Origin of the sequence: Pseudomonas sp. R11F, assembly GCF_050312575.1 — a bacterium.
GTDB lineage: Bacteria > Pseudomonadota > Gammaproteobacteria > Pseudomonadales > Pseudomonadaceae > Aquipseudomonas > Aquipseudomonas palleroniana.
Window position 1 is genome coordinate 1 of record NZ_JBNPJU010000041.1, and the last position, 19,324, is coordinate 19,324.

Sequence of the window (19,324 nt, forward strand, 5' to 3'; positions counted from 1 at the left end):
CAGGAGCAGATCACCCGGGATGTGCTCGACCAGTTTGAAAGCCATCGGCAACTCCTTGGCCGTGTCTACAGCTAGCCGCTGAATGCTCGTTCCCACGCTCCGCGTGGGAATGTAGCCATGGACGCTCCGCGTCTGCTCTTGAAGGCGTGACGCGGAGCGTCACCGGATGTATTCCCACGCAGAGCGTGGGAACGATCATGTTGCTAGCCCAGGTTTTTGCCCAGGAGGGCGTGGTAGAGCTCACTGTCGCCCAGAATCCCTACCACCTGGTTGTTGTCATGCAACACCAGTTTGTTGCCGGTCTGATAACGAATCTGCAGCGCATCACGCATGCCGATGTTCGAATCCACCAGTGTCGGCACCCGCGCCAGACCTTCCACTGCTTGCCCCGGCGCCCAGTTCTGCAGGTTCATGGCCACGCCATTCTGGCGTGCGCCCTTGATGGTGTTGCCTTCGGCCAGGTCCAGCCAGGAATCACCGCCCGGGTCCAGGCACACTGAACCGTTGATACGCTTGCAGTTGTCCAGGGTGCGCATCAGGCTGCGGCCGCACAGTACGTTCAGCGGGTTGGTATGGGCGACGAATGTGCGCACATAGTCATCCGCCGGGTTCAGCACGATCTCTTCCGGCACGCTGTACTGGATGATTTTGCCGTCTTTCATGATTGCGATACGGCTGCCCAGCTTGAGCGCCTCGTCCAGGTCGTGGCTGACGAACACGATGGTCTTGCTCAGCTTGCGTTGCAGTTCCAGCAGTTCATCCTGCAGCCCCTGGCGAATCAACGGGTCGAGGGCGGAGAACGGTTCGTCCATCAGCAGGATGTCGGCGTCCATGGCCAGTGCGCGGGCCAGGCCGACGCGTTGCTGCATGCCACCGGACAGCTCGTCAGGCTTCTTGTTGCGCCATTGGCTCAGGCCCACCAGTTCGAGCTTGTCGTCGACCAGCTTGCGGCGGTCTTTTTCCGGGCGACCCTGCATCTCAAGGCCGAAGCTGATGTTCTCGCGCACCGTCAGCCAGGGCATCAGCGCGAACTTCTGGAACACCATGGCGATGCGCTTGGTGCGCATCATTTTCAGCTCGGCAGGCGTGCAGGACGCGATATCGATCTGGCGCCCTTCATGTTCCACGAACAGTTGGCCACGGCTGACGGTGTTGAGGCCATTGATGCAGCGCAGCAAGCTCGATTTACCGGAGCCCGACAGGCCCATCAGTACGCAGATCTCGCCTTTCTCGATGTCCAGGCTGGCTTTTTCAACGCCGACAATCTGCCCGGTCTTTTTCAGGATCTCGTTACGGCTCATGCCCTGGTCCAGCAGCTTGAGCGCTTCGCGTGGGTCTTTGGAGAAGATCACGTCGACATTGTCGAATCGGATAATGCTCATGCATCACCCCCTACTTTAGCGTCGGGTTGTTTGCAGATGCGGTCGAGCATGATGGCCAGCAATACGATCGCCAGGCCCGCTTCAAAGCCCAGGGCGATGTCGGCGGTATTCAGCGCGTTGACCACCGGTTTGCCGAGGCCGTCGGCGCCTACCAGGGCCGCGATCACCACCATCGACAGCGACAGCATGATGCATTGGGTAATGCCGGCGGCAATGCTCGGCATGGCGTGGGGCAGTTCAATGCGCGAGAGCAACTGACGGCGCGAGCAGCCAAAGGCCTTGCCTGCGTCCATCAACTCTTGCGGTACATCGCGGATACCCAGATAGGTCAGGCGGATAGGCGCGGCAATCGCGAACACCACCGTGGAGATCAAACCGGGCACCACACCCAGCCCGAAGAGGGTCAGGGTCGGGATGAGGTAGACGAAGGTCGGCACGGTCTGCATCAGATCGAGTACCGGCCGCATCATGGTGTAGAACAGCGGCTTGTGCGCGGCAACAATGCCCAGCGGCACGCCGATGACCACGCAGACCAGGGTGGCGAACAACACCTGCGCGAGGGTTTCCATGGTTTCCTGCCAGTACCCCAGGTTCAGGATCAGCAGGAAGGAGGCGATGACAAAAACGGTCAGGCCCCATTTGCGTTGAATAAAGTGAGCGAGTAGCGCAATCAGACCGATCAATGCCAGCGGATTGAACCAGGTCAGCGCAAACGTCACGCCGTGGATCATCGTTTCCAGTGTCGATGCGATTGCGTCGAAATAGTTGGCGCCATGTTTGGTCAACCATTCGACGAAGGCAGCGATGTACTGGCCTAGTGGGATTTTCTGTTCAGTCAGCATGGTAGTGAATGTCCACATGCGAAGGGGAAAACATCCCGGGCCAGCGCACCGGCCCGGGGTCAGCGGTGACTACTTGGCGAGATAAGCTTTTACGGCCTCCAGGCCTGGTTTGCCGTCCACGGTGGTTACGCCGGCAAGCCAGGTTTCAAGCACTTGCGGGTTCTTCTGCAGCCAGGCTTTCGCCGCGGCGTCGGGCTTCATTTTGTCGTCCAGGACGTTGCCCATCAGCGAGCTTTCCATGTTCAGCGTGAACGACAGGTTCTTCAGCAACTGACCCACGTTGCTGCATTCCTGGGTGTAGCCCTTGCGGGTGTTGGTATAGATAGTGGCCTGGCCGTAGTTGGGGCCGAATGAGTCATCACCCCCGGTCAGGTACTTGATCTTGAAGCGGGTGTTCATCGGGTGGGGTTCCCAGCCGAGGAACACGATGGGCTGGCCGCGCTTGGTGGCGCGTTCAACCTGGGAAAGCATCCCGGCTTCGCTGGACTCCACGACCTTGAAGCCCGCGTCTTTCAAACCAAACTGGTTCTTGTCGATCAGGGTCTGAATGGTGCGGTTGCCGTCGTTGCCCGGTTCGATGCCGTAGATCTTGCCACCCAGCTCATCCTTGAATTTGGCGATGTCGGCGAAGTCTTTCAGGCCCTTGTTGTACAGCTCTTCGGGCACGGCGAGGGTGTACTTGGCGTTTTCCAGGTTGGCACGTACGGTTTCCACGGTGCCGGCATCACGGTACTGCTTGATGTCGTTTTCCATGGTCGGCATCCAGTTGCCGAGGAAGACGTCCATGTTCTTGCCGTCAGCCAGGGACTTGTAGGTCACTGGTACCGAAATCATCGTGGTGCGCGGCTTGTAGCCCAGGCCCTTGAGGATTTCGCTGGTGGTCGCGGTCGTGACGGTGATGTCGGTCCAGCCGACATCGGAGAAGTTGACGGTCTGACATTGGGCCGGTTCTGCAGCGTGCGCCAGGACTGGCAGACTCAGCATGGCGGCCAACAACAACGAGGGTGAAGCTTTCATGGGGCTAGACTCCTGTGTTTTTTCTGACGGCATTCGCCGCGCTTTATAAGGGTTGCGGTTGGAGCGTGCTTTGAGGCGGCGCCACGGGGCCTTGCAAACGAGTCGAGACTGATCATGTACCAGTGAAAATCTGACGCCTACAGGGCGCGTCGTATCCAGTACAGGGAGGGTCGTATCCAGTGTCGGTGACGTCGCTTACAGATTTTTTAAGCCTCAAATCCAGGGTTTCCAGCGATCTGCACCGCAAAAAACGGCCAAAATAGCCCGTTGCCCGGGGGCGACGCTGGTGAGCATGGGTACGTCGGTGTGAGACGCCGTGGACGGCAAAAAAAGCTTGATGATGCCGCCATTCAGGCGACTTGAGCGTAGCAGCTCCTGGTCGCCCGGCCTGTGCTCATCAAGAGGTTCCACGGCAATGGCTATCAGCGTTTTCGACTTGTTCAAGATCGGCATCGGGCCTTCGAGTTCGCACACCGTCGGCCCCATGCGCGCCGCGGCGTTGTTTGTTCAAGCACTGCGTGAGCGCGACCTGCTGGAGCAGGTGCGGCGCGTCGAGGTTCAACTATACGGCTCGTTGTCGGCCACCGGTATCGGCCACGGCAGCGACACCGCCACCATCATGGGGTTGATGGGCGAATGGCCTGACGCAATCGACCCGTCGCAAATCGGTGTGCGCATCCATACCCTGCGCGAAACCGACACCCTGTTGCTCGACGGGCGCCTGCCGGTGCCTTTCATCTGGGCTCGCGATATGCGCCTGCTCGACGAAAACCTGCCGTTCCATCCCAACGCGATGACGTTGGTGGTGTTCGGCGATGACGGTGAGCTGTACCGCGACACCTACTATTCGGTCGGTGGCGGTTTTGTGGTGGACGAAGCCCAGGCGCAAAGCGGTGTAGCCGACATGGACCGCACCGAGCTGCCGTATGATTTTTCCAGCGCGGTGGAGCTGTTGCAGTTGTGCAAGAGCCACAACTTGCGTGTGGCCGAGTTGATGATGGCCAATGAAAGGGTCTGGCGCTCCGAAGAGGAAATCCGCAGTGGCCTGATGAAGCTTTGGCGTGCCATGCAAGACTGCGTGGAGCAGGGCCTCAAGCACGAAGGTATCTTGCCCGGCGGCCTCAACGTGCGCCGCCGCGCTGCCAAGTTGCACCGCAGTTTGCAGGAGCTGAACAAGCCCAATGTGATCGGCTCGACCTTGAGCGCCATGGAGTGGGTCAACCTGTTCGCCCTGGCGGTCAACGAAGAAAACGCCGCCGGTGGGCGCATGGTCACCGCACCCACCAACGGCGCGGCAGGGATCATCCCAGCGGTGCTGCACTATTTTATGAAGTTCAGCGAAGACGTCACCGAAGCCAACGTGGTCGACTATTTGCTCGGCGCGGCGGCGGTGGGGATTCTGTGTAAAAAGAACGCATCGATCTCCGGGGCCGAAGTCGGTTGCCAGGGCGAAGTCGGCTCGGCCTGTGCGATGGCTGCCGCCGGGTTGGCCGAGATCCTGGGCGCCACGCCGGAACAGTTATGCAACGCGGCCGAAATTGGCCTGGAACATAACCTCGGCCTGACCTGCGATCCGGTGGGCGGGCTGGTCCAGGTGCCGTGCATCGAGCGCAATGCGATTGCGGCGGTGAAAGCAATCAATGCGGCACAAATGGCGCTGCGCGGGGATGGCCAGCACTTTATCTCCCTGGATCGGGTGATCCGCACCATGCGCGACACCGGCGCAGATATGCATGACAAGTACAAAGAAACATCGCGGGGTGGGTTGGCGGTCAGCGCGGTTGAGTGCTGAGACCGTGTCGCCTGTATCGGGGGCTTGCCCCCGATAGCAATCACCCAGGCACCACTGCTCATAAAGTGAACACCCGGACCAAAAGCGCCACCTTTTAGAGCGTCGCAAATAGATAAGTAGCTTGCGAACGATTTGCCGCTTGACCACTGGTCATCCGTGCTTGCGGTGACAGACTTTCCCTACGCCCCCAAAGCGCCTTCCCACAAGTGCTACCGTTCTGCTCACAGCCCTTGAGTAGGGCCGTTCCTACGTTTGTTTCAGGTCATATCCCGTACATACCGCGCGGGCTTATATAGACGCGTCATCAGGTCGTTTTCAGGAGTTATTGAATGGCCATTCAATTTTAGGCACGGCATTTGCTCTACCCATTCAAAGCCTCTCGCCTTGCCGGATGAAGAGCGCAATAACAAGAGCCTCGCCTGAGGCCATCACCCGCTTTGTGTGAGGAGATACTGCGATGACGTCGTTCAACTCCGGGGCTCAACCCCAGAACCGCGCGCCTCAATCCATCGGCTTTTTGCTGCTGGACAATTTCACGCTGATTTCCCTGGCTTCAGCAGTGGAACCACTGCGTATGGCCAACCAGCTGTCCGGCCGCGAGCTGTATCGCTGGACGACCCTGAGTGTCGACGGAAACCAGGTGTGGGCCAGCGACGGTCTGCAAATCACCCCTGACGCCGCCATGCACAAAGCCCCGGCCCTGGACACGGTGATCGTGTGCGGCGGCGTGGGTATCCAGCGTACCGTGACCCGTGAGCACGTGTCGTGGCTGCAGAGCCAGGCGCGCCAGTCCCGTCGCCTCGGCGCGGTGTGCACCGGCAGTTGGGCACTGGCCTGCGCCGGTCTGCTCGACGGTTTCGATTGCAGCGTGCACTGGGAATGCCTGGCGTCGATGCAGGAAGCCTTCCCTCGCGTGTCGATGAGCACCCGGTTGTTCACCCTCGACCGTAACCGCTTCACCAGCTCCGGCGGCACCGCACCGCTGGACATGATGCTGCACCTGATCAGCCGCGATCACGGCCGTGAGCTGTCGGCCGCGATCTCCGAAATGTTTGTGTATGAACGCATCCGCAACGAACAGGACCACCAGCGTGTGCCGCTCAAGCACATGCTCGGTACCAACCAGCCGAAGCTGCAGGAAATCGTCGCGCTGATGGAGGCCAACCTCGAAGAGCCGATCGACCTGGATGAACTTGCGGTGTACGTGGCCGTATCGCGTCGCCAACTGGAGCGGCTGTTCCAGAAATACCTGCACTGCTCGCCGTCGCGCTACTACCTCAAGCTGCGCCTGATTCGTGCGCGACAGTTGCTCAAGCAAACGCCGATGTCGATCATCGAAGTGGCGTCGGTGTGCGGGTTCGTCTCCACGCCGCACTTCTCCAAGTGCTATCGCGAATACTTCGGCATTCCGCCACGGGATGAGCGTGTGGGCTCCAACACCACCCAGCAGGTGGCGATGATGCCGATTCCGCAGGCGCTGGTATTGTCACCGTTGTCGGGGCCGATGTCGGCGTTGAGCCAGGCTCGGAATGAGTCGACTTTTGCCAGTGTGAGGCTCTAGTCCGAGGTGCTGCTATCGGGAGCAAGCCCCCTCCCACATTTGACCGCATTCACACATCTGGATGTGTAAACACAGTCAGTGTGGGAGGGGCGGTGCGACGATTCGACTTGCTCCCGATCAGCGGCGCCTCAGGCGCCGGAGTTCTGCTTGAACTGCATCAGAGCCGGTAACAGCTGCTTGTCGATCGCCTGGCGAACGGCCGGCAGAATCGTCGCGCTGCCGGTGTACATCTGCTCCACCATGCCCTTGAGTGCCTTAGCCCGCGCCGGGCTCAGGCCGCGTACTGCGCACTCGCAGGCCTGCTCGGCGGTGGCACCGCTGGACACTTCAAAACCCAGCGAGCGCAGGTGGCCCAGCAGGTCATCCTGGTCAATCAAATCCGCGTGCATCATGACATTCATCCTGGTGTAGAGAGCGGGGGTCGATTGGGATTCTGGTAGGCCAACGACCGGTCGGCAAGGGCAGAATCCACGAATGACTCAGATGGCTATGGACAGGTCGTTTTCGGGCCATTTGCTGATGGAAGGAATAGGCACACTGGGCACCAGGCACACACCTTGAAGGTTTGGTCACCCTCGGGATGTCACGCTCACACCAAGCGCTCTGCCCCGATCCAGTCACGGCTGGATCGGGGCTTTTTTTGTCTGGAATCTGGAGTGACTGCGCCGGCTTCTTCGCGAGCAAGCCCGCTCCCACACTTGATTGCATTCCAAAGGCGGAACTCGGTCAAATGTGGGAGCGGGCTTGCTCGCGAAGGCCGCGCTGCGGTCTACCGCTGCAACACCAGAATCCTGGAGAGCAACTCATCCCGGTCGATGTAGCACCCCTGGAAATGCCGCGCTCCCGACCCAGGGTCAAAAGCATTGCGCGCATGCAGGGTGCGGCGGTTGTCGAAGCACCACAGCTCCCCCGGATTCAGGCGCTTTACCAGGCGAAAACGCGCCTCGCGCGTCATGCCGATAAAGCGTCGATACGCGCGATACAGCAACGGCATCCGGGCAACGCTGGTCTCGAACGGGCCACGCAAAAAGTTGGCCATGCGGATCTCCGCCACATCACCCATGGCATCCAGTGCAATGATCGGCGCCAGGCGGCGATAGTCGCTGTGACGGTCCTTGTTGCGAAACTCCACCGGGATTTCACACAGTGCCTGGAACGCTTCGGGATCCTCCTGACGCAAGGCGCTGGCGATGGCGAACCCATCGACAAAAATGCTCTCGCCGCCGTTGGCATCGTTCACCAGGCAATGCAGCAATTGCAGCCCCGGTTGCAGCTCCCGCGTAGGCAAATCGCTGTGCAGCGGCAGGTTGAAAGCCGTGTAGGCATTGCTGTCGGCATCGGCTTTGGATTGCACGTTGAACAGCACGCCAAAGTTACTCTCGCGGATAAACGCAATACGCCTGGCGACCAGCGCGAGGGAGCCGGGCTCGGTGGGGACGCCGCGGATTTGGGTGAGGCCGCCATCGCGCAGGGCCAGCAGCCATTGCAGCAGCGCGTTGGCGTCTTCCATGACTGCCGAATAGTCGAAAACCGGTAACTGCAACTGACTGTCCCATAGCCGGGGCTTGGGTTTTGCCGCACGCCGTTCAGCACGGGATTCATCGTCATAGGCGTGCGCCCGCAGCCAGCCGGGATCGTACCGGCTGTGGTGGCCGCCGCTCCATTCCACGCTCAGGTTGCCTTGATCGATGCGTGCAAAGGTCGCACTGAGGTCGGCATCCACATCGACGATCTCAAGCACCTGCTCGCGGGTCACGCTGTACACGCATTCCGGGCACGGGCAGTTGTCCCGCAGCCACTGATGATGAAACGGGCTGACCCGCCCATCGGCCCACTGCACAAGGAGCTGATCGGCCTGCACCTGCACCTGCGCGAGGTCGCAGATCTTCGGGTAGGTACGGAAATCGGCAACAGCGGCGGCGGTTTGCATGGCGGCTCCTTATGGTTTTCTGGGTGGCAATCCAATCACTCGGCCGAGCAGGGCAGGGCGCGGCAGGTCGGCCTGTTCGGCCAGGATGGCGGCGAGTTTTTCCAGCGTGGCCTCGGTGAACGGCGTCGCACTCGGCCCCGCCAGATCGACGTGCAACAGCATCTGTTCGTTGCCCGCCAGCTCCTTCGCATCGCCCACCTCATGCAGGCTGTGATAGAGATGCAGGCGCTTGGCGTCATGCGCGATCAGTTGGGTGTGCACTTGCACCTCGGCACCGAGTTTCACTTCGTGCAGGTAGTTCAGGTGCAGCTCCAGGGTGAACAGCGAATGGCCGCTGGCTTCGCGGTTTTCGCAGGTCAAGCCCAGGGTGTCCATCAGCGCGTCGGTGGCGTAGCTGAAGATCAGCAGGTAGAACGCGTCGCGCAGGTGGCCGTTGTAGTCCACCCAGTCGGGGTGGACCTGGGTGGTGTAGGTGGTCAGTGCGGGCATGTCAGGGTCTCCCGTTATTCGGCGAAAGTCATGCCGTGCTTGGCTTTGGTGGTTTTCACCGCTTCCAGCACCGCCAGCAGGCAGTCATCACGATAGCGCTCCAGCGCCGAAATGCTGTGTTTGCCCAGTTGATCGCTGGTGCCATCGACCACGTCGTCGATCAGCTTGTCGGTCAGTTCCGGCGCCGGCAGGTAGGTCCACGGCAATTGCAGCGCCGGGCCGAACTGCGCCATGAAATGCCGCATCCCGGCATCGCCGCCCGCCAAGGTGTAGGTGAGGAAGGTGCCCATGAACGACCAGCGCAGGCCTGCGCCAAAGCGGATGGCGTCGTCGATCTCGCCGGTGGTGGCCACGCCGTCATTGACCAGGTGCAGTGCCTCACGCCACAACGCTTCGAGCAGGCGGTCGGCGATAAACCCGGGGACTTCCTTGCGCACGTGCAAGGGGCGCATGCCGAGGGACTCATACACCGTGATGGCCGCTTGAATCGCTTGCGGCGCGGTGTTCTTGCCGCCAACGACTTCCACCAGCGGCAACAGGTAAACCGGGTTGAACGGGTGACCGACCACGCACCGCTCAGGGTGGGTCGAGCCCTCGTAGAACTCACTTGGCAACAGGCCGGACGTGCTCGAACCAATCAACGCATTCGGCTTGGCCGCCGCGCTGATCTTGCTGTGCAACTCCAGCTTGAGCTCCAGCCGTTCCGGTGCGCTTTCCTGGATGAAGTCGGCGTCTTTGACGCACTCTTCAATGGTGGCGACAAAGCGCAGGCGGTCCTGCGACGCACCCGGTGCCAGGCCCTGTTTCTCCAGGGCGCCCCAGGCATTGGCGACGCGCTTGCGCAGGGCGGCTTCGGCGCCTGGCGCCGGGTCCCAGGCCACCACATCCAGGCCGTGGGCGAGGGCGCGGGACACCCAGCCGCTGCCGATGACGCCACTGCCCAGGGCGGCGAAGGTTTTGATTTCAGTGATAAAGCTCATTGGCGACGTCCTAAAGAATTGGGTGATCCATGTGGGAGGGGCGGTGCGACGATTCGACTTGCTCCCGATAGCGGTAAGTCAGTCAACGAACCCTGCAACAGATCCACCGCCATCGGGAGCAAGTCGAATCGTCGCACCGCCCCTCCCACAGGTTTGATTAGTGGCGTTTGGCAAGGCCCATTTTTGCCCGACCTTCAGCCGGGGTCAGAACCCGTGCGCCCAGGCGGCTGAGGATTTCACCTGCACGCTCCACCAGTTGGCCGTTGGTGGCGAGCACGCCTTTGTCCAGCCACAAGTTGTCTTCCAGGCCAACCCGTACGTTGCCGCCCAGCAGCACCGCTTGCGCCGCCATGGGCATTTGCATGCGGCCGATGCCGAAGCCGGCCCACACCGCATCGGCCGGCAGGTTGTCGACCATGGCTTTCATGGTGGTGGTATCGGCCGGTGCGCCCCATGGGATGCCCAGGCACAGTTGAAACAGCGGGTTGTCGAGCAGGCCCTCTTTAATCATCTGCTTGGCGAACCACAGGTGGCCGGTGTCGAAGATTTCCAGTTCGGCCTTGACGCCCAGCTCCTGGATGCGTTTGGCGCCTGCACGCAGTTGCGCCGGAGTGGACACGTAAATAGTGTCGCCATCGCCAAAGTTCAGGGTGCCGCAGTCCAGGGTGCAGATTTCCGGCAGCAGCTCTTCCACGTGGGCCAGGCGGGTCAGCGGGCCGACCAGGTCAGTGTTGGGGCCGAAGTCCATCGGGCTTTCGCCGCCGCCGATTTCCAGGTCGCCGCCCATGCCGGCGGTGAGGTTGACGATAATGTCGATGTCGGCCTCACGGATCCGCTCCATCACTTCACGATACAGGGCGACGTCGCGGCTGAACTTGCCGGTTTGCGGGTCACGCACGTGGCAGTGCACCACGGTCGCGCCGGCCTTGGCGGCTTCAACGGCCGCGGCGGCGATTTGTTTGGGGGTGACCGGCACGTGCGGGCTTTTGGCGGTCGTGTCGCCAGCACCGGTGAGTGCGCAGGTGATGATGACGTCGTGGTTCATGAGGCGGTTCCTTACAGGCGTGATTTCAAGGGCGTGGCGATGCCGCTCGCGGCCGGAAGTGACCGCGAAACGGTGTTCGAAACAGGTTTACTTACTGGTCAATTGCAGGTTCGCCGCCGCCGGCTTGCCGTCGAAGGTGGTGACACCCTCCAGCCAGCGCGCCTGGTCTTGCGGGTGGTCCTTGAGCCACTGCTTGGCGGACTCGATGGGGTCCTTATGGTCCAGCAACGGCTGCATCATTCGGCTCTCATCGGCGGCGGTGAAGGTCAGGTTGGTCAGCAGCTTGTGAACGTTGGGGCACTGTTCGGCGTAGTTGGGTGCAGTCACGCTCCACACCGTGGCCATGCCTTCGTTCGGGCCGAGGGCGTCGTCGCTGCCGGTGAGGTAGGTCATGGCGACGTTGACGTTCATCGGGTGCGGCGCCCAGCCGAAGAACACCACAGCCTCCTTGCGGCGTACCGCCCGGTCGACGGCGGCGAGCATGCCGGCCTCGCTGGATTCCACCAGCTGGAATTTACCCAGGCCGAACTGGTTCTTGGCAATCATGGCTTTGATCTGGGTATTGGCCCCCGAGCCTGGCTCGATGCCGTAGATCTTGCCGCCCAGCTCTTTCTCGAACTTGGCGATGTCGGCGAAGGTTTTCAGGCCCTTGTCCGCCAGGTAAGTCGGCACGGCGAGGGTGGCGCGGGCATCTTCCAGGCTGGGCTTTTCGAGCACCTTGACTTGCTTGGCGTCGACGAATGGGGTGATGGTCTGGGTCATCAGCGGGTTCCAGTACCCCAGGAACAGGTCCAGGCGCTGGTCGCGGATACCGGCGAAGATGATTTGCTGGGAGGCGCTGGTTTGTTTGGTCTTGTAGCCGAGGCCGTCGAGCAGCACTTGGGTCATGGCGCTGGTGGCGATTACGTCGGTCCAGTTCACCACGCCCATGCGCACGTTCTGGCAAGACGCCGCGTCGGCAGCCAGTACGTTCGTGCTCAAGATGGCGCTGGCGCTGAGTGCAAGCACACAGCGGCTGATCAGTCGGTTCATGGTGGATCCCTCGGCAGGTCGTTATTGTGGGGTTCCGGCGTCTTGTGCGCCGTGAGGCCAAGTTACGCAAGCCGGGGGGCGGCAAAGCGCACGGCGGCGACCAGCTCTTGCACTGCAGCGACCTGCCCCCTTGAATCCGTGCATGAACGGGAGTATCACAGTGCCACGCTGCCCGTATGACGAGTGCGCCACCATGTCCCAGGATTTCTACTTTTTGCTGATGCCGGGTTTCTCGGCCATTGGCTTTATCTCCGCGCTGGAACCGCTGCGGGTGGCCAACCGCTTTCGGGGCGAGCTGTACCGCTGGCACGTATTGAGTGCCGATGGCGGCGCGGTGCTGGCCAGTAATGGCATGTCGGTGAATGCCGACGCCGCGCTGGAACCCCTGAAAAAAGGCGCGACGTTGCTGGTGGTCGCCGGCTTTGAACCGTTGCAGTTCGCCACGCCGGCACTCGAGCACTGGCTGCGCCGTCTCGACCACGATGGCGTGACTCTCGGGGCCATCGATACCGGTGCCTGCGTGCTCGCTGAAGCAGGCCTGCTCGAGGGCTACCGCCTGACCCTGCACTGGGAGGCCATCGACGCCTTCAAGGAATCGTATCCACACTTGAGCGTGACCCAGGAACTGTTCGAGATCGACCGGCGCCGCATTACCTGCGCCGGAGGCACGGCCTCCATCGACCTGATGCTCGACCTGATCGCCCAGGCCCATGGCCCTGACCTGGCGATCCAGGTGTCCGAACAGTTCGTGCTCGGCCGTATCCGCCCACGCAAAGACCACCAGCGCATGCAGATCGCCACGCGTTACGGCATCAACAACAAGAAGTTGGTGCACGTGATCGGCGAGATGGAACAACACACGGAGCCGCCGCTGAGCACCCTGGCCCTGGCCGACGCGATCAAGGTGACCCGGCGGCAGTTGGAGCGGCTGTTTCGCTTGCACTTGAATGATACGCCGAGCAATTTCTACCTCGGCCTGCGCCTGGAAAAGGCCCGTCAGCTGTTGCGCCAGAGCGGTATGAGTGTGTTGGAGGTAAGCATTGCCTGCGGGTTTGAGTCGCCGTCGTATTTCACCCGCAGCTACCGTGCGCGGTTTGCGAAATGTCCACGGGAGGATCGGCGACGGGAGGCGGTTTGACGGGCAATTATAGTTAATTATACTCAAGGCTATAATTTATAGTTAAATCCATAATTGGGTATAAAAGCATGTCCAAGAACAGCGGCTTTGTGTTTCGCCGTCCCGCCCTGGCAAGCAGCATCGCCGACGGACTGGTGGGGGTGGGGATTCAGGACTTCACGTCGGGGCTGTTTCTCGCGGCCCCTCGACGCACCGGAAAAAGTACGTTCTTGCGCGAAGACCTGATCCCGGAGTGTCAGTTGCGGGGTTGGCTGGCCGTCTACGTCGATCTGTGGGCCGACAAGGAGAAAGACCCTGCGCAGTTGATCGCCAGCGCTATTGCGGCGGCCCTGGCGCCCTACGAAAAAGGCATCCGTAAACTGGCCAAGAACATTGGCATCGAGAAACTGAGCTTTCTGCGTACCCTGTCCTGGGACTTTACCCAGCCACAATTGCCTGCCGGTGCGACGCTGACCCAGGCCCTGGAGTTGCTCCACAGCGCTGCAGAAAAACCCGTCGTGCTGGTGATCGACGAGGCGCAGCACGCGCTGACCAGTGAGTCGGGCCTCAATGCGATGTTCGCGTTGAAGGCTGCCCGGGATCAACTCAACCAGGGCCGTGACGAGGAGGGCAGCGGTTTGCTCCTGGTGTTCACCGGTTCCAACCGCGACAAGCTGGCCCATTTGGTGTTGGGCAAGAGCCAACCGTTTTTCGGGTCGAGCATCACGCCGTTTCCGCTGCTGGGTAAAGAGTTCACCCAGGCGTACACCGCACACCTCAACGCGCACCTGGCCCAGACCAACCAATTTAATGCTGCCGATATTGATGAAGCCTTCGAGCTGGTAGGCCGGCGCCCCGAGATGCTGCGCACGATTATCGGTGAAGTGGCGCTGGAGTTGGGCGCGGCGAGCAATCTGGGCCAACTGCTGCACAGTCGCGCCGAATTGCTGCGCGCCGGTGTGTGGAGCGAATTTGAAAGCGCCTGGAACGCCCTGACCCTCCCGCAGCGCGCGGTGCTGCAGGTGATGGTGGAGCGTTTGCAAAGCAATGAACCCTTTGCACCCTTTACCGACACCACGATTACCGCGGTCAGCAAGACGTTGGAGGCGATGGGCAGCGATGTGGTGCCGGGCACCCAGACGATTCAGGCCTGCATCGATGCCCTGCGCGACAAGGAACTGGTGTGGAAGTCGAGCCGGGGCGGCTATGCGCTGGAAGACAAAACGTTTGGAGATTGGCTGCAGCACAGGAGTCGTACAGCCAACTAGAGACAACGCAGGGTAGATGTGGGAGGGGGCTTGCTCCCGATAGCGGTGGGTCAGCTACAGATGTATCGACTGACAGTCCGCCATCGGGAGCAAGCCCCCTCCCACATGGGGTTTATTTCTTGAGCAGTGCCGCGCACGCCGCCTTGTAGGCTTCATGCTGGTATTTGTTCAGCGTCGCCGGCAGATCGAAAGTGTGCTTCTTGTTCTGCGCATTGAGGGTCTGTGGCGACAGCAGCGTCACCTCGGCCCCGTCCAGCAACTGAAACACCCCTTCGATCTTGAACGTGGTCGGGCCGCCGGCAAATTCACCTTTCTTGCTGCGTTTCTTGATGGCGATGCGCGTGATGGCGTTTTCCCGCACAAAGGCCTGCACCTGGGCGGCGAACGCCTTGACGTTGGCTGCCTCCTCATCGTCTTCAAGCGCGATTTTCTTGGTCGCCAAGGGGATGTGGCTCAGCGCCTGGTTGTCCAGGGAGGCGACGGCGATGATGGCTTCGCTGCCTTTGATTTCGATGCCGCAGGTCTTCATGGATAGCCTTGTCTAGAAGGTAGGTCGCAGGGATTGTCGCTTATTCCTGGCCGATCGACTCCAAAAACTCCGACCGCTCATCACTCATGCGCGCCAGGCAATCATTGTGTTGGATGGCGTAGTCCTTGGTGCCCGCCACTGCCGGGAAAGTGTCCACCGCGCAATCGGCGTCACGCAGCTTTTCCCATTTCTGCTGGGCGTCCTTCAGACGAGCGGTAATGTCGGCGAGCTGCGTCTTGTTGCTGCCATAGGTCGAACCCATGCGTTCGAGCAGGCCCTGGTAGTTATCCTTGAGCAATTGCTCGGCAGTGGTTTTGTTGAAAGTAGCGCATTCCAGGGTTTGTTTGTCGTTTTCGATGCCATCGCACGGCGTGTTGTCGGTGTCTTCAGCCGCGTGGGCGGTGGTTGCGATGAGTGCCAAAGCCAGGAAAATCGATTTCATTGCGCCGTCTCATATCAGGTAATGGCCGAATTCTGGCTCAAGCGTAAGACAAAGAACAGCCACCAGTCAGGCCTGTCTTAACAGCCTTTGTCCCGGATTGACGCTTTCGGCAATTCCCCTGTCGTTTTTGCACCCGGTTCCGTCGGCCCCTGGGCATATGCTGGCCCAAAGCGCCGGCAGACGATTCGGCGCATGAATCGCCAATAAGGGGACGCCTGATGAGCCCAGCCGAATTGCACGCCGACAGCATCGTTATCGACGGGCTGATTATTGCCAAGTGGAATCGCGACCTGTTCGAGGACATGCGCAAAGGCGGCCTCACCGCCGCCAACTGCACCGTGTCGGTGTGGGAAGGCTTCCAGGCCACTATCAATAACATCGTGGCCAGCCAGACCCTGATCCGTGAGAACAGTGACCTGGTGATCCCGGTGAAAACCACTGCCGATATCCGTCGTGCCAAGGAGCTGGGCAAGACCGGCATCATCTTCGGCTTCCAGAACGCCCATGCGTTCGAAGACCAGCTTGGCTATGTCGAGATCTTCAAGCAGCTCGGCGTGGGCGTCGTGCAGATGTGCTACAACACCCAGAACCTGGTCGGCACCGGTTGCTATGAGCGTGACGGCGGCCTGTCGGGCTTTGGCCGTGAGATTGTCGGCGAGATGAACCGCGTCGGCATCATGTGCGACCTGTCCCACGTGGGCTCCAAGACCTCCGAAGAAGTCATCCTCGAATCGAAAAAGCCGGTGTGCTACTCCCACTGCCTGCCATCGGGCCTCAAAGAGCACCCGCGCAACAAGTCCGATGAGGAACTGAAGTTCATCGCCGATCACGGCGGTTTTGTCGGTGTGACCATGTTCGCGCCGTTCCTGGCCAAGGGCATCGATTCGACCATCGACGACTACGCCGAAGCCATCGAGTACACCATGAATATCGTTGGTGAAGACGCCATCGGCATCGGCACCGACTTCACCCAGGGCCATGGCCAGGATTTCTTCGAAATGCTGACCCATGACAAGGGCTACGCCCGCCGCCTGACCAACTTCGGCAAGATCATCAACCCGCTGGGCATCCGCACCGTGGGCGAGTTCCCCAACCTCACCGAGACCCTGCTCAAGCGCGGTCACCCTGAGCGTGTGGTGCGCAAGATCATGGGCGAAAACTGGGTCAACGTTCTCAAGGACGTCTGGGGCGAATAAGCCACCGCCCACGCATTTTTCCCTCGGCCATCCGTGTCGGGGGCATCCAAACGAATTTTCTGGAGTTGAGTTTCCATGGCCAAGATCGCCCCGCAATTGCCAATCGAAGTCGACAGCGAGACCGGTGTCTGGACCTCCGACGCCCTGCCGATGCTGTATGTGCCGCGCCATTTCTTCGTCAACAACCACATGGGTATCGAAGAAGTGCTGGGCGCCGAGGCCTATGCCGAGATCCTCTACAAGGCCGGCTACAAATCCGCCTGGCACTGGTGTGAAAAAGAAGCCGAATGCCACGGCCTGGAAGGCGTCGCGGTGTTCGAGCATTACATGAAGCGCCTGTCGCAACGTGGCTGGGGCCTGTTCAAGATCCAGGACATCGACCTCGACAAAGGCACCGCCAGCGTCAAGCTCGAACACTCCGCTTTCGTCTACGTGTATGGCAAGGTCGGACGCAAGGTCGACTACATGTTCACCGGCTGGTTTGCCGGCGCCATGGACCAGATCCTGCAGGCGCGTGGCAGCCAGATTCGCACTGTGGCCGAGCAAGTCTACGGAGGCTCCGAAGAGGGCCACGATGACGGCTTGTTCACCGTCAAGCCGTTGTAAGCCGAGGACCGTGCCATGGCTTTCGAAGCAATGTTCCAGCCGATCCAGATCGGCAAACTGACTATCCGCAACCGCGTGCTCAGTACCGCCCACGCCGAGGTGTATGCCACCGATGGTGGGATGACCACTGACCGCTATGTGAAGTACTACGAAGAGAAAGCCAAGGGCGGTATCGGCCTGGCGATCTGCGGCGGCTCCTCGGTGGTGGCCATCGACAGCCCGCAGGAATGGTGGAGCTCGGTGAACCTGTCCACCGACCGCATCATCCCGCACTTCCAGAACCTGGCCGACGCCATGCACAAGCATGGCGCCAAGATCATGATCCAGATTACCCACATGGGTCGTCGCTCGCGCTGGGACGGCTTCAACTGGCCGACCCTGATGTCGCCGTCCGGCGTGCGTGAGCCGGTGCACCGCGCCACCTGCAAGACCATCGAGCCGGAAGAAATCTGGCGCGTGATCGGCAACTACGCCCAGGCTGCGCGTCGGGCCAAGGCCGGTGGCCTGGACGGGGTAGAACTGTCCGCCGTGCACCAGCACATGATCGACCAGTTCTGGAGCCCACGGGTCAACAAGCGTACCGACGAATGGGGCGGCACCTTCGAAGGCCGTATGAAGTTCGGCCTGGAAGTGTTGAAGGCCGTGCGTGCCGAAGTGGGTGACGACTTCTGCGTGGGCATGCGCCTGTGCGGCGACGAGTTCCACCCGGATGGCTTGTCCCACGAAGACATGAAACAGATCGCCAAGTATTACGACGACACCGGCATGCTCGATTTCATCGGCGTGGTGGGTTCAGGCTGCGACACCCATAACACCCTGGCCAACGTGATCCCCAACATGAGCTACCCGCCGGAGCCGTTTTTGCACCTGGCCGCCGGTATCAAGGAAGTGGTCAAGGTCCCGGTGCTGCACGCGCAGAACATCAAGGACCCGAACCAGGCCACGCGCATTCTGGAAGGCGGCTATGTGGACATGGTCGGCATGACCCGTGCGCACATCGCCGACCCGCACCTGATCGCCAAGATCAAGATGGGCCAGATCGACCAGATCAAGCAGTGCGTGGGCGCCAACTATTGCATCGATCGTCAGTACCAGGGCCTGGACGTGCTGTGCATCCAGAACGCCGCGACTTCCCGTGAATACATGGGCGTGCCGCACATCATCGAGAAGTCCACCGGGCCCAAGCGCAAAGTCGTGGTGGTCGGTGCCGGCCCTGCCGGGATGGAAGCGGCGCGGGTGGCCGCCGAACGTGGCCACGACGTGACCCTGTTCGAGAAAAAAGAATTCATCGGCGGGCAAATCACCACGGCCTCCAAGGCACCGCAGCGTGACCAGATTGCCGGTATCACCCGCTGGTACCAACTGGAACTGGCGCGCTTGAAAGTCGACCTGCGCCTGGGTGTGGCGGCCGATGCCGACACCCTTCTCGACCTGCGCCCCGATGTGGTGGTGCTGGCGGTGGGCGGGCAGCCGAATGTGGAGCAGAACGAACACTGGGGCGCCGCCGAAGGTTTGGTCGTGAGCAGCTGGGATGTGCTCGACGGCAAAGTCGCACCGGGCAAGAACGTGTTGGTCTACGACACCATCTGCGAGTTCACCGGTATGTCGGTGGCGGATTTCCTTGCGGACAAAGGCAGCCAGGTCGAGATCGTCACCGACGACATCAAGCCGGGCGTGGCCATTGGCGGTACGTCGTTCCCGACCTACTACCGCAGCATGTACCCCAAGGAAGTGATCATGACCGGCGACATGATGCTGGAAAAGGTCTACCGCGAGGGCGACAAGCTGGTGGCGGTGCTGGAGAACGAATACACCGGCGCCAAAGAGGAGCGGGTGGTCGACCAGGTGGTGGTGGAGAACGGCGTGCGTCCGGACGAAGCCATCTACTACGCGCTCAAGGAAGGCTCGCGCAACAAGGGCCAGATCGACGTCGAAGCCTTGTTCGCGATCAAGCCGCAGCCGTGCTTGAGCGAGTCGGGTGAGGGGTACTTGCTGTTCCGCATTGGTGACTGTGTGGCCCAGCGTAATACCCACGCTGCGATCTATGACGCCCTGCGATTGTGCAAGGATTTCTGACCCGACACCGAACCAATGTG

18 protein-coding genes are annotated in these 19,324 nt (G+C 60.9%); 7 read left to right on the forward strand and 11 right to left on the reverse strand.

What is annotated here, in order from left to right; translation table 11 throughout:
* Positions 1-203: 203 nt before the first annotated feature.
* The 3 genes from choV to ACQRBV_RS11435 form a co-directional block, all read right to left on the reverse strand.
* Positions 204-1,382, reverse strand: coding sequence for a choline ABC transporter ATP-binding protein (choV, locus tag ACQRBV_RS11425; protein WP_104994887.1), 1,179 nt, complete (start codon positions 1,380-1,382; stop codon positions 204-206).
* Positions 1,379-2,224 (reverse strand): choline ABC transporter permease subunit, encoded by an 846-nt coding sequence (gene choW / locus ACQRBV_RS11430; protein WP_017139374.1) that lies wholly within the window; start codon positions 2,222-2,224, stop codon positions 1,379-1,381. Before choW ends, choV begins: the two co-directional genes overlap by 4 nt.
* Before the next feature lie 69 nt (positions 2,225-2,293).
* Entirely contained in the window at positions 2,294-3,241 is a 948-nt protein-coding gene (locus tag ACQRBV_RS11435) for a choline ABC transporter substrate-binding protein (protein WP_060753384.1), read from the reverse strand.
* 415 nt (positions 3,242-3,656) lie between these two features.
* Here ACQRBV_RS11435 and ACQRBV_RS11440 point away from each other — a divergent pair, with 415 nt between their 5' ends.
* Both ACQRBV_RS11440 and ACQRBV_RS11445 read left to right on the forward strand, forming a co-directional pair.
* Entirely contained in the window at positions 3,657-5,033 is a 1,377-nt protein-coding gene (locus ACQRBV_RS11440) for an L-serine ammonia-lyase (protein WP_060753383.1), read from the forward strand.
* Positions 5,034-5,490: 457 nt separating this feature from the next.
* Positions 5,491-6,594, forward strand: a complete 1,104-nt coding sequence (locus ACQRBV_RS11445; RefSeq protein WP_060753382.1) for a GlxA family transcriptional regulator — start codon at positions 5,491-5,493, stop codon at positions 6,592-6,594.
* A gap of 128 nt (positions 6,595-6,722) precedes the next feature.
* On the opposite strand, the gene ACQRBV_RS11450 is transcribed toward ACQRBV_RS11445, so the two are convergent.
* From ACQRBV_RS11450 to ACQRBV_RS11475, 6 genes are all read right to left on the reverse strand, one after another.
* Positions 6,723-6,986: a hypothetical protein gene (locus tag ACQRBV_RS11450; protein WP_060753381.1), complete on the reverse strand. Its 264-nt coding sequence runs from the start codon at positions 6,984-6,986 to the stop codon at positions 6,723-6,725.
* Positions 6,987-7,363: 377 nt separating this feature from the next.
* Positions 7,364-8,524 carry a gamma-butyrobetaine dioxygenase gene (locus tag ACQRBV_RS11455; RefSeq protein WP_060753380.1) on the reverse strand — a complete coding sequence of 387 codons (1,161 nt, stop codon included), beginning with the start codon at positions 8,522-8,524 and terminating at the stop codon, positions 7,364-7,366.
* Between the two features lie 9 nt (positions 8,525-8,533).
* Positions 8,534-9,013 (reverse strand): thioesterase family protein, encoded by a 480-nt coding sequence (locus tag ACQRBV_RS11460; protein ID WP_411985346.1) that lies wholly within the window; start codon positions 9,011-9,013, stop codon positions 8,534-8,536.
* A 14-nt stretch (positions 9,014-9,027) separates the two neighbouring features.
* Positions 9,028-9,993, reverse strand: a complete 966-nt coding sequence (locus ACQRBV_RS11465) for an L-carnitine dehydrogenase (RefSeq protein WP_090368329.1) — start codon at positions 9,991-9,993, stop codon at positions 9,028-9,030.
* A gap of 157 nt (positions 9,994-10,150) precedes the next feature.
* A complete protein-coding gene (locus ACQRBV_RS11470; protein ID WP_060753377.1) occupies positions 10,151-11,038 on the reverse strand; it encodes a 3-keto-5-aminohexanoate cleavage protein in 888 nt (295 codons plus the stop codon).
* Between the two features lie 87 nt (positions 11,039-11,125).
* Complete coding sequence (locus tag ACQRBV_RS11475; protein ID WP_411985347.1) at positions 11,126-12,070, reverse strand: choline ABC transporter substrate-binding protein; 945 nt, start codon at positions 12,068-12,070, stop codon at positions 11,126-11,128.
* A gap of 193 nt (positions 12,071-12,263) precedes the next feature.
* Between ACQRBV_RS11475 and ACQRBV_RS11480 the strand changes: the two genes are divergently transcribed.
* Both ACQRBV_RS11480 and ACQRBV_RS11485 read left to right on the forward strand, forming a co-directional pair.
* Positions 12,264-13,208, forward strand: coding sequence for a GlxA family transcriptional regulator (locus ACQRBV_RS11480; RefSeq protein ID WP_411985348.1), 945 nt, complete (start codon positions 12,264-12,266; stop codon positions 13,206-13,208).
* 68 nt (positions 13,209-13,276) lie between these two features.
* Positions 13,277-14,455, forward strand: a complete 1,179-nt coding sequence (locus ACQRBV_RS11485; RefSeq protein WP_060753375.1) for a hypothetical protein — start codon at positions 13,277-13,279, stop codon at positions 14,453-14,455.
* 112 nt (positions 14,456-14,567) lie between these two features.
* Here the strand turns inward: ACQRBV_RS11485 and ACQRBV_RS11490 are convergent, their stop codons facing one another.
* Together ACQRBV_RS11490 and ACQRBV_RS11495 are read right to left on the reverse strand one after the other, a co-directional pair.
* A complete protein-coding gene (locus tag ACQRBV_RS11490; protein WP_411985349.1) occupies positions 14,568-14,984 on the reverse strand; it encodes a DUF3010 family protein in 417 nt (138 codons plus the stop codon).
* Positions 14,985-15,024: 40 nt separating this feature from the next.
* Positions 15,025-15,426, reverse strand: coding sequence for a lysozyme inhibitor LprI family protein (locus ACQRBV_RS11495; RefSeq protein ID WP_060753373.1), 402 nt, complete (start codon positions 15,424-15,426; stop codon positions 15,025-15,027).
* A 218-nt stretch (positions 15,427-15,644) separates the two neighbouring features.
* Here ACQRBV_RS11495 and ACQRBV_RS11500 point away from each other — a divergent pair, with 218 nt between their 5' ends.
* From ACQRBV_RS11500 to dgcA, 3 genes are all read left to right on the forward strand, one after another.
* Positions 15,645-16,622, forward strand: a complete 978-nt coding sequence (locus ACQRBV_RS11500) for a dipeptidase (protein WP_060753372.1) — start codon at positions 15,645-15,647, stop codon at positions 16,620-16,622.
* 75 nt (positions 16,623-16,697) lie between these two features.
* Positions 16,698-17,228, forward strand: a complete 531-nt coding sequence (locus tag ACQRBV_RS11505; RefSeq protein WP_027606002.1) for a DUF5943 domain-containing protein — start codon at positions 16,698-16,700, stop codon at positions 17,226-17,228.
* Between the two features lie 15 nt (positions 17,229-17,243).
* Complete coding sequence (dgcA, locus tag ACQRBV_RS11510; protein WP_244700866.1) at positions 17,244-19,304, forward strand: dimethylglycine demethylation protein DgcA; 2,061 nt, start codon at positions 17,244-17,246, stop codon at positions 19,302-19,304.
* Positions 19,305-19,324 lie beyond the last annotated feature (20 nt).

Excerpts from the sequence above, each read along its gene's own strand:
- ACQRBV_RS11455 (WP_060753380.1), bottom strand. The coding sequence starts at position 8,524 with ATGCAAACCGCCGCCGCTGTTGCCGATTTCCGTACCTACCCGAAGATC.
- choW (WP_017139374.1), bottom strand. The coding sequence starts at position 2,224 with ATGCTGACTGAACAGAAAATCCCACTAGGCCAGTACATCGCTGCCTTC.
- choV (WP_104994887.1), bottom strand. The coding sequence starts at position 1,382 with ATGAGCATTATCCGATTCGACAATGTCGACGTGATCTTCTCCAAAGAC.
- ACQRBV_RS11480 (WP_411985348.1), top strand. The coding sequence starts at position 12,264 with ATGTCCCAGGATTTCTACTTTTTGCTGATGCCGGGTTTCTCGGCCATT.
- ACQRBV_RS11460 (WP_411985346.1), bottom strand. The coding sequence starts at position 9,013 with ATGCCCGCACTGACCACCTACACCACCCAGGTCCACCCCGACTGGGTG.
- ACQRBV_RS11440 (WP_060753383.1), top strand. The coding sequence starts at position 3,657 with ATGGCTATCAGCGTTTTCGACTTGTTCAAGATCGGCATCGGGCCTTCG.
- ACQRBV_RS11495 (WP_060753373.1), bottom strand. The coding sequence starts at position 15,426 with ATGAAATCGATTTTCCTGGCTTTGGCACTCATCGCAACCACCGCCCAC.
- ACQRBV_RS11500 (WP_060753372.1), top strand. The coding sequence starts at position 15,645 with ATGAGCCCAGCCGAATTGCACGCCGACAGCATCGTTATCGACGGGCTG.
- ACQRBV_RS11450 (WP_060753381.1), bottom strand. The coding sequence starts at position 6,986 with ATGATGCACGCGGATTTGATTGACCAGGATGACCTGCTGGGCCACCTG.
- ACQRBV_RS11445 (WP_060753382.1), top strand. The coding sequence starts at position 5,491 with ATGACGTCGTTCAACTCCGGGGCTCAACCCCAGAACCGCGCGCCTCAA.
- ACQRBV_RS11435 (WP_060753384.1), bottom strand. The coding sequence starts at position 3,241 with ATGAAAGCTTCACCCTCGTTGTTGTTGGCCGCCATGCTGAGTCTGCCA.
- ACQRBV_RS11485 (WP_060753375.1), top strand. The coding sequence starts at position 13,277 with ATGTCCAAGAACAGCGGCTTTGTGTTTCGCCGTCCCGCCCTGGCAAGC.
- ACQRBV_RS11505 (WP_027606002.1), top strand. The coding sequence starts at position 16,698 with ATGGCCAAGATCGCCCCGCAATTGCCAATCGAAGTCGACAGCGAGACC.
- ACQRBV_RS11470 (WP_060753377.1), bottom strand. The coding sequence starts at position 11,038 with ATGAACCACGACGTCATCATCACCTGCGCACTCACCGGTGCTGGCGAC.
- ACQRBV_RS11465 (WP_090368329.1), bottom strand. The coding sequence starts at position 9,993 with ATGAGCTTTATCACTGAAATCAAAACCTTCGCCGCCCTGGGCAGTGGC.
- dgcA (WP_244700866.1), top strand. The coding sequence starts at position 17,244 with ATGGCTTTCGAAGCAATGTTCCAGCCGATCCAGATCGGCAAACTGACT.
- ACQRBV_RS11490 (WP_411985349.1), bottom strand. The coding sequence starts at position 14,984 with ATGAAGACCTGCGGCATCGAAATCAAAGGCAGCGAAGCCATCATCGCC.
- ACQRBV_RS11475 (WP_411985347.1), bottom strand. The coding sequence starts at position 12,070 with ATGAACCGACTGATCAGCCGCTGTGTGCTTGCACTCAGCGCCAGCGCC.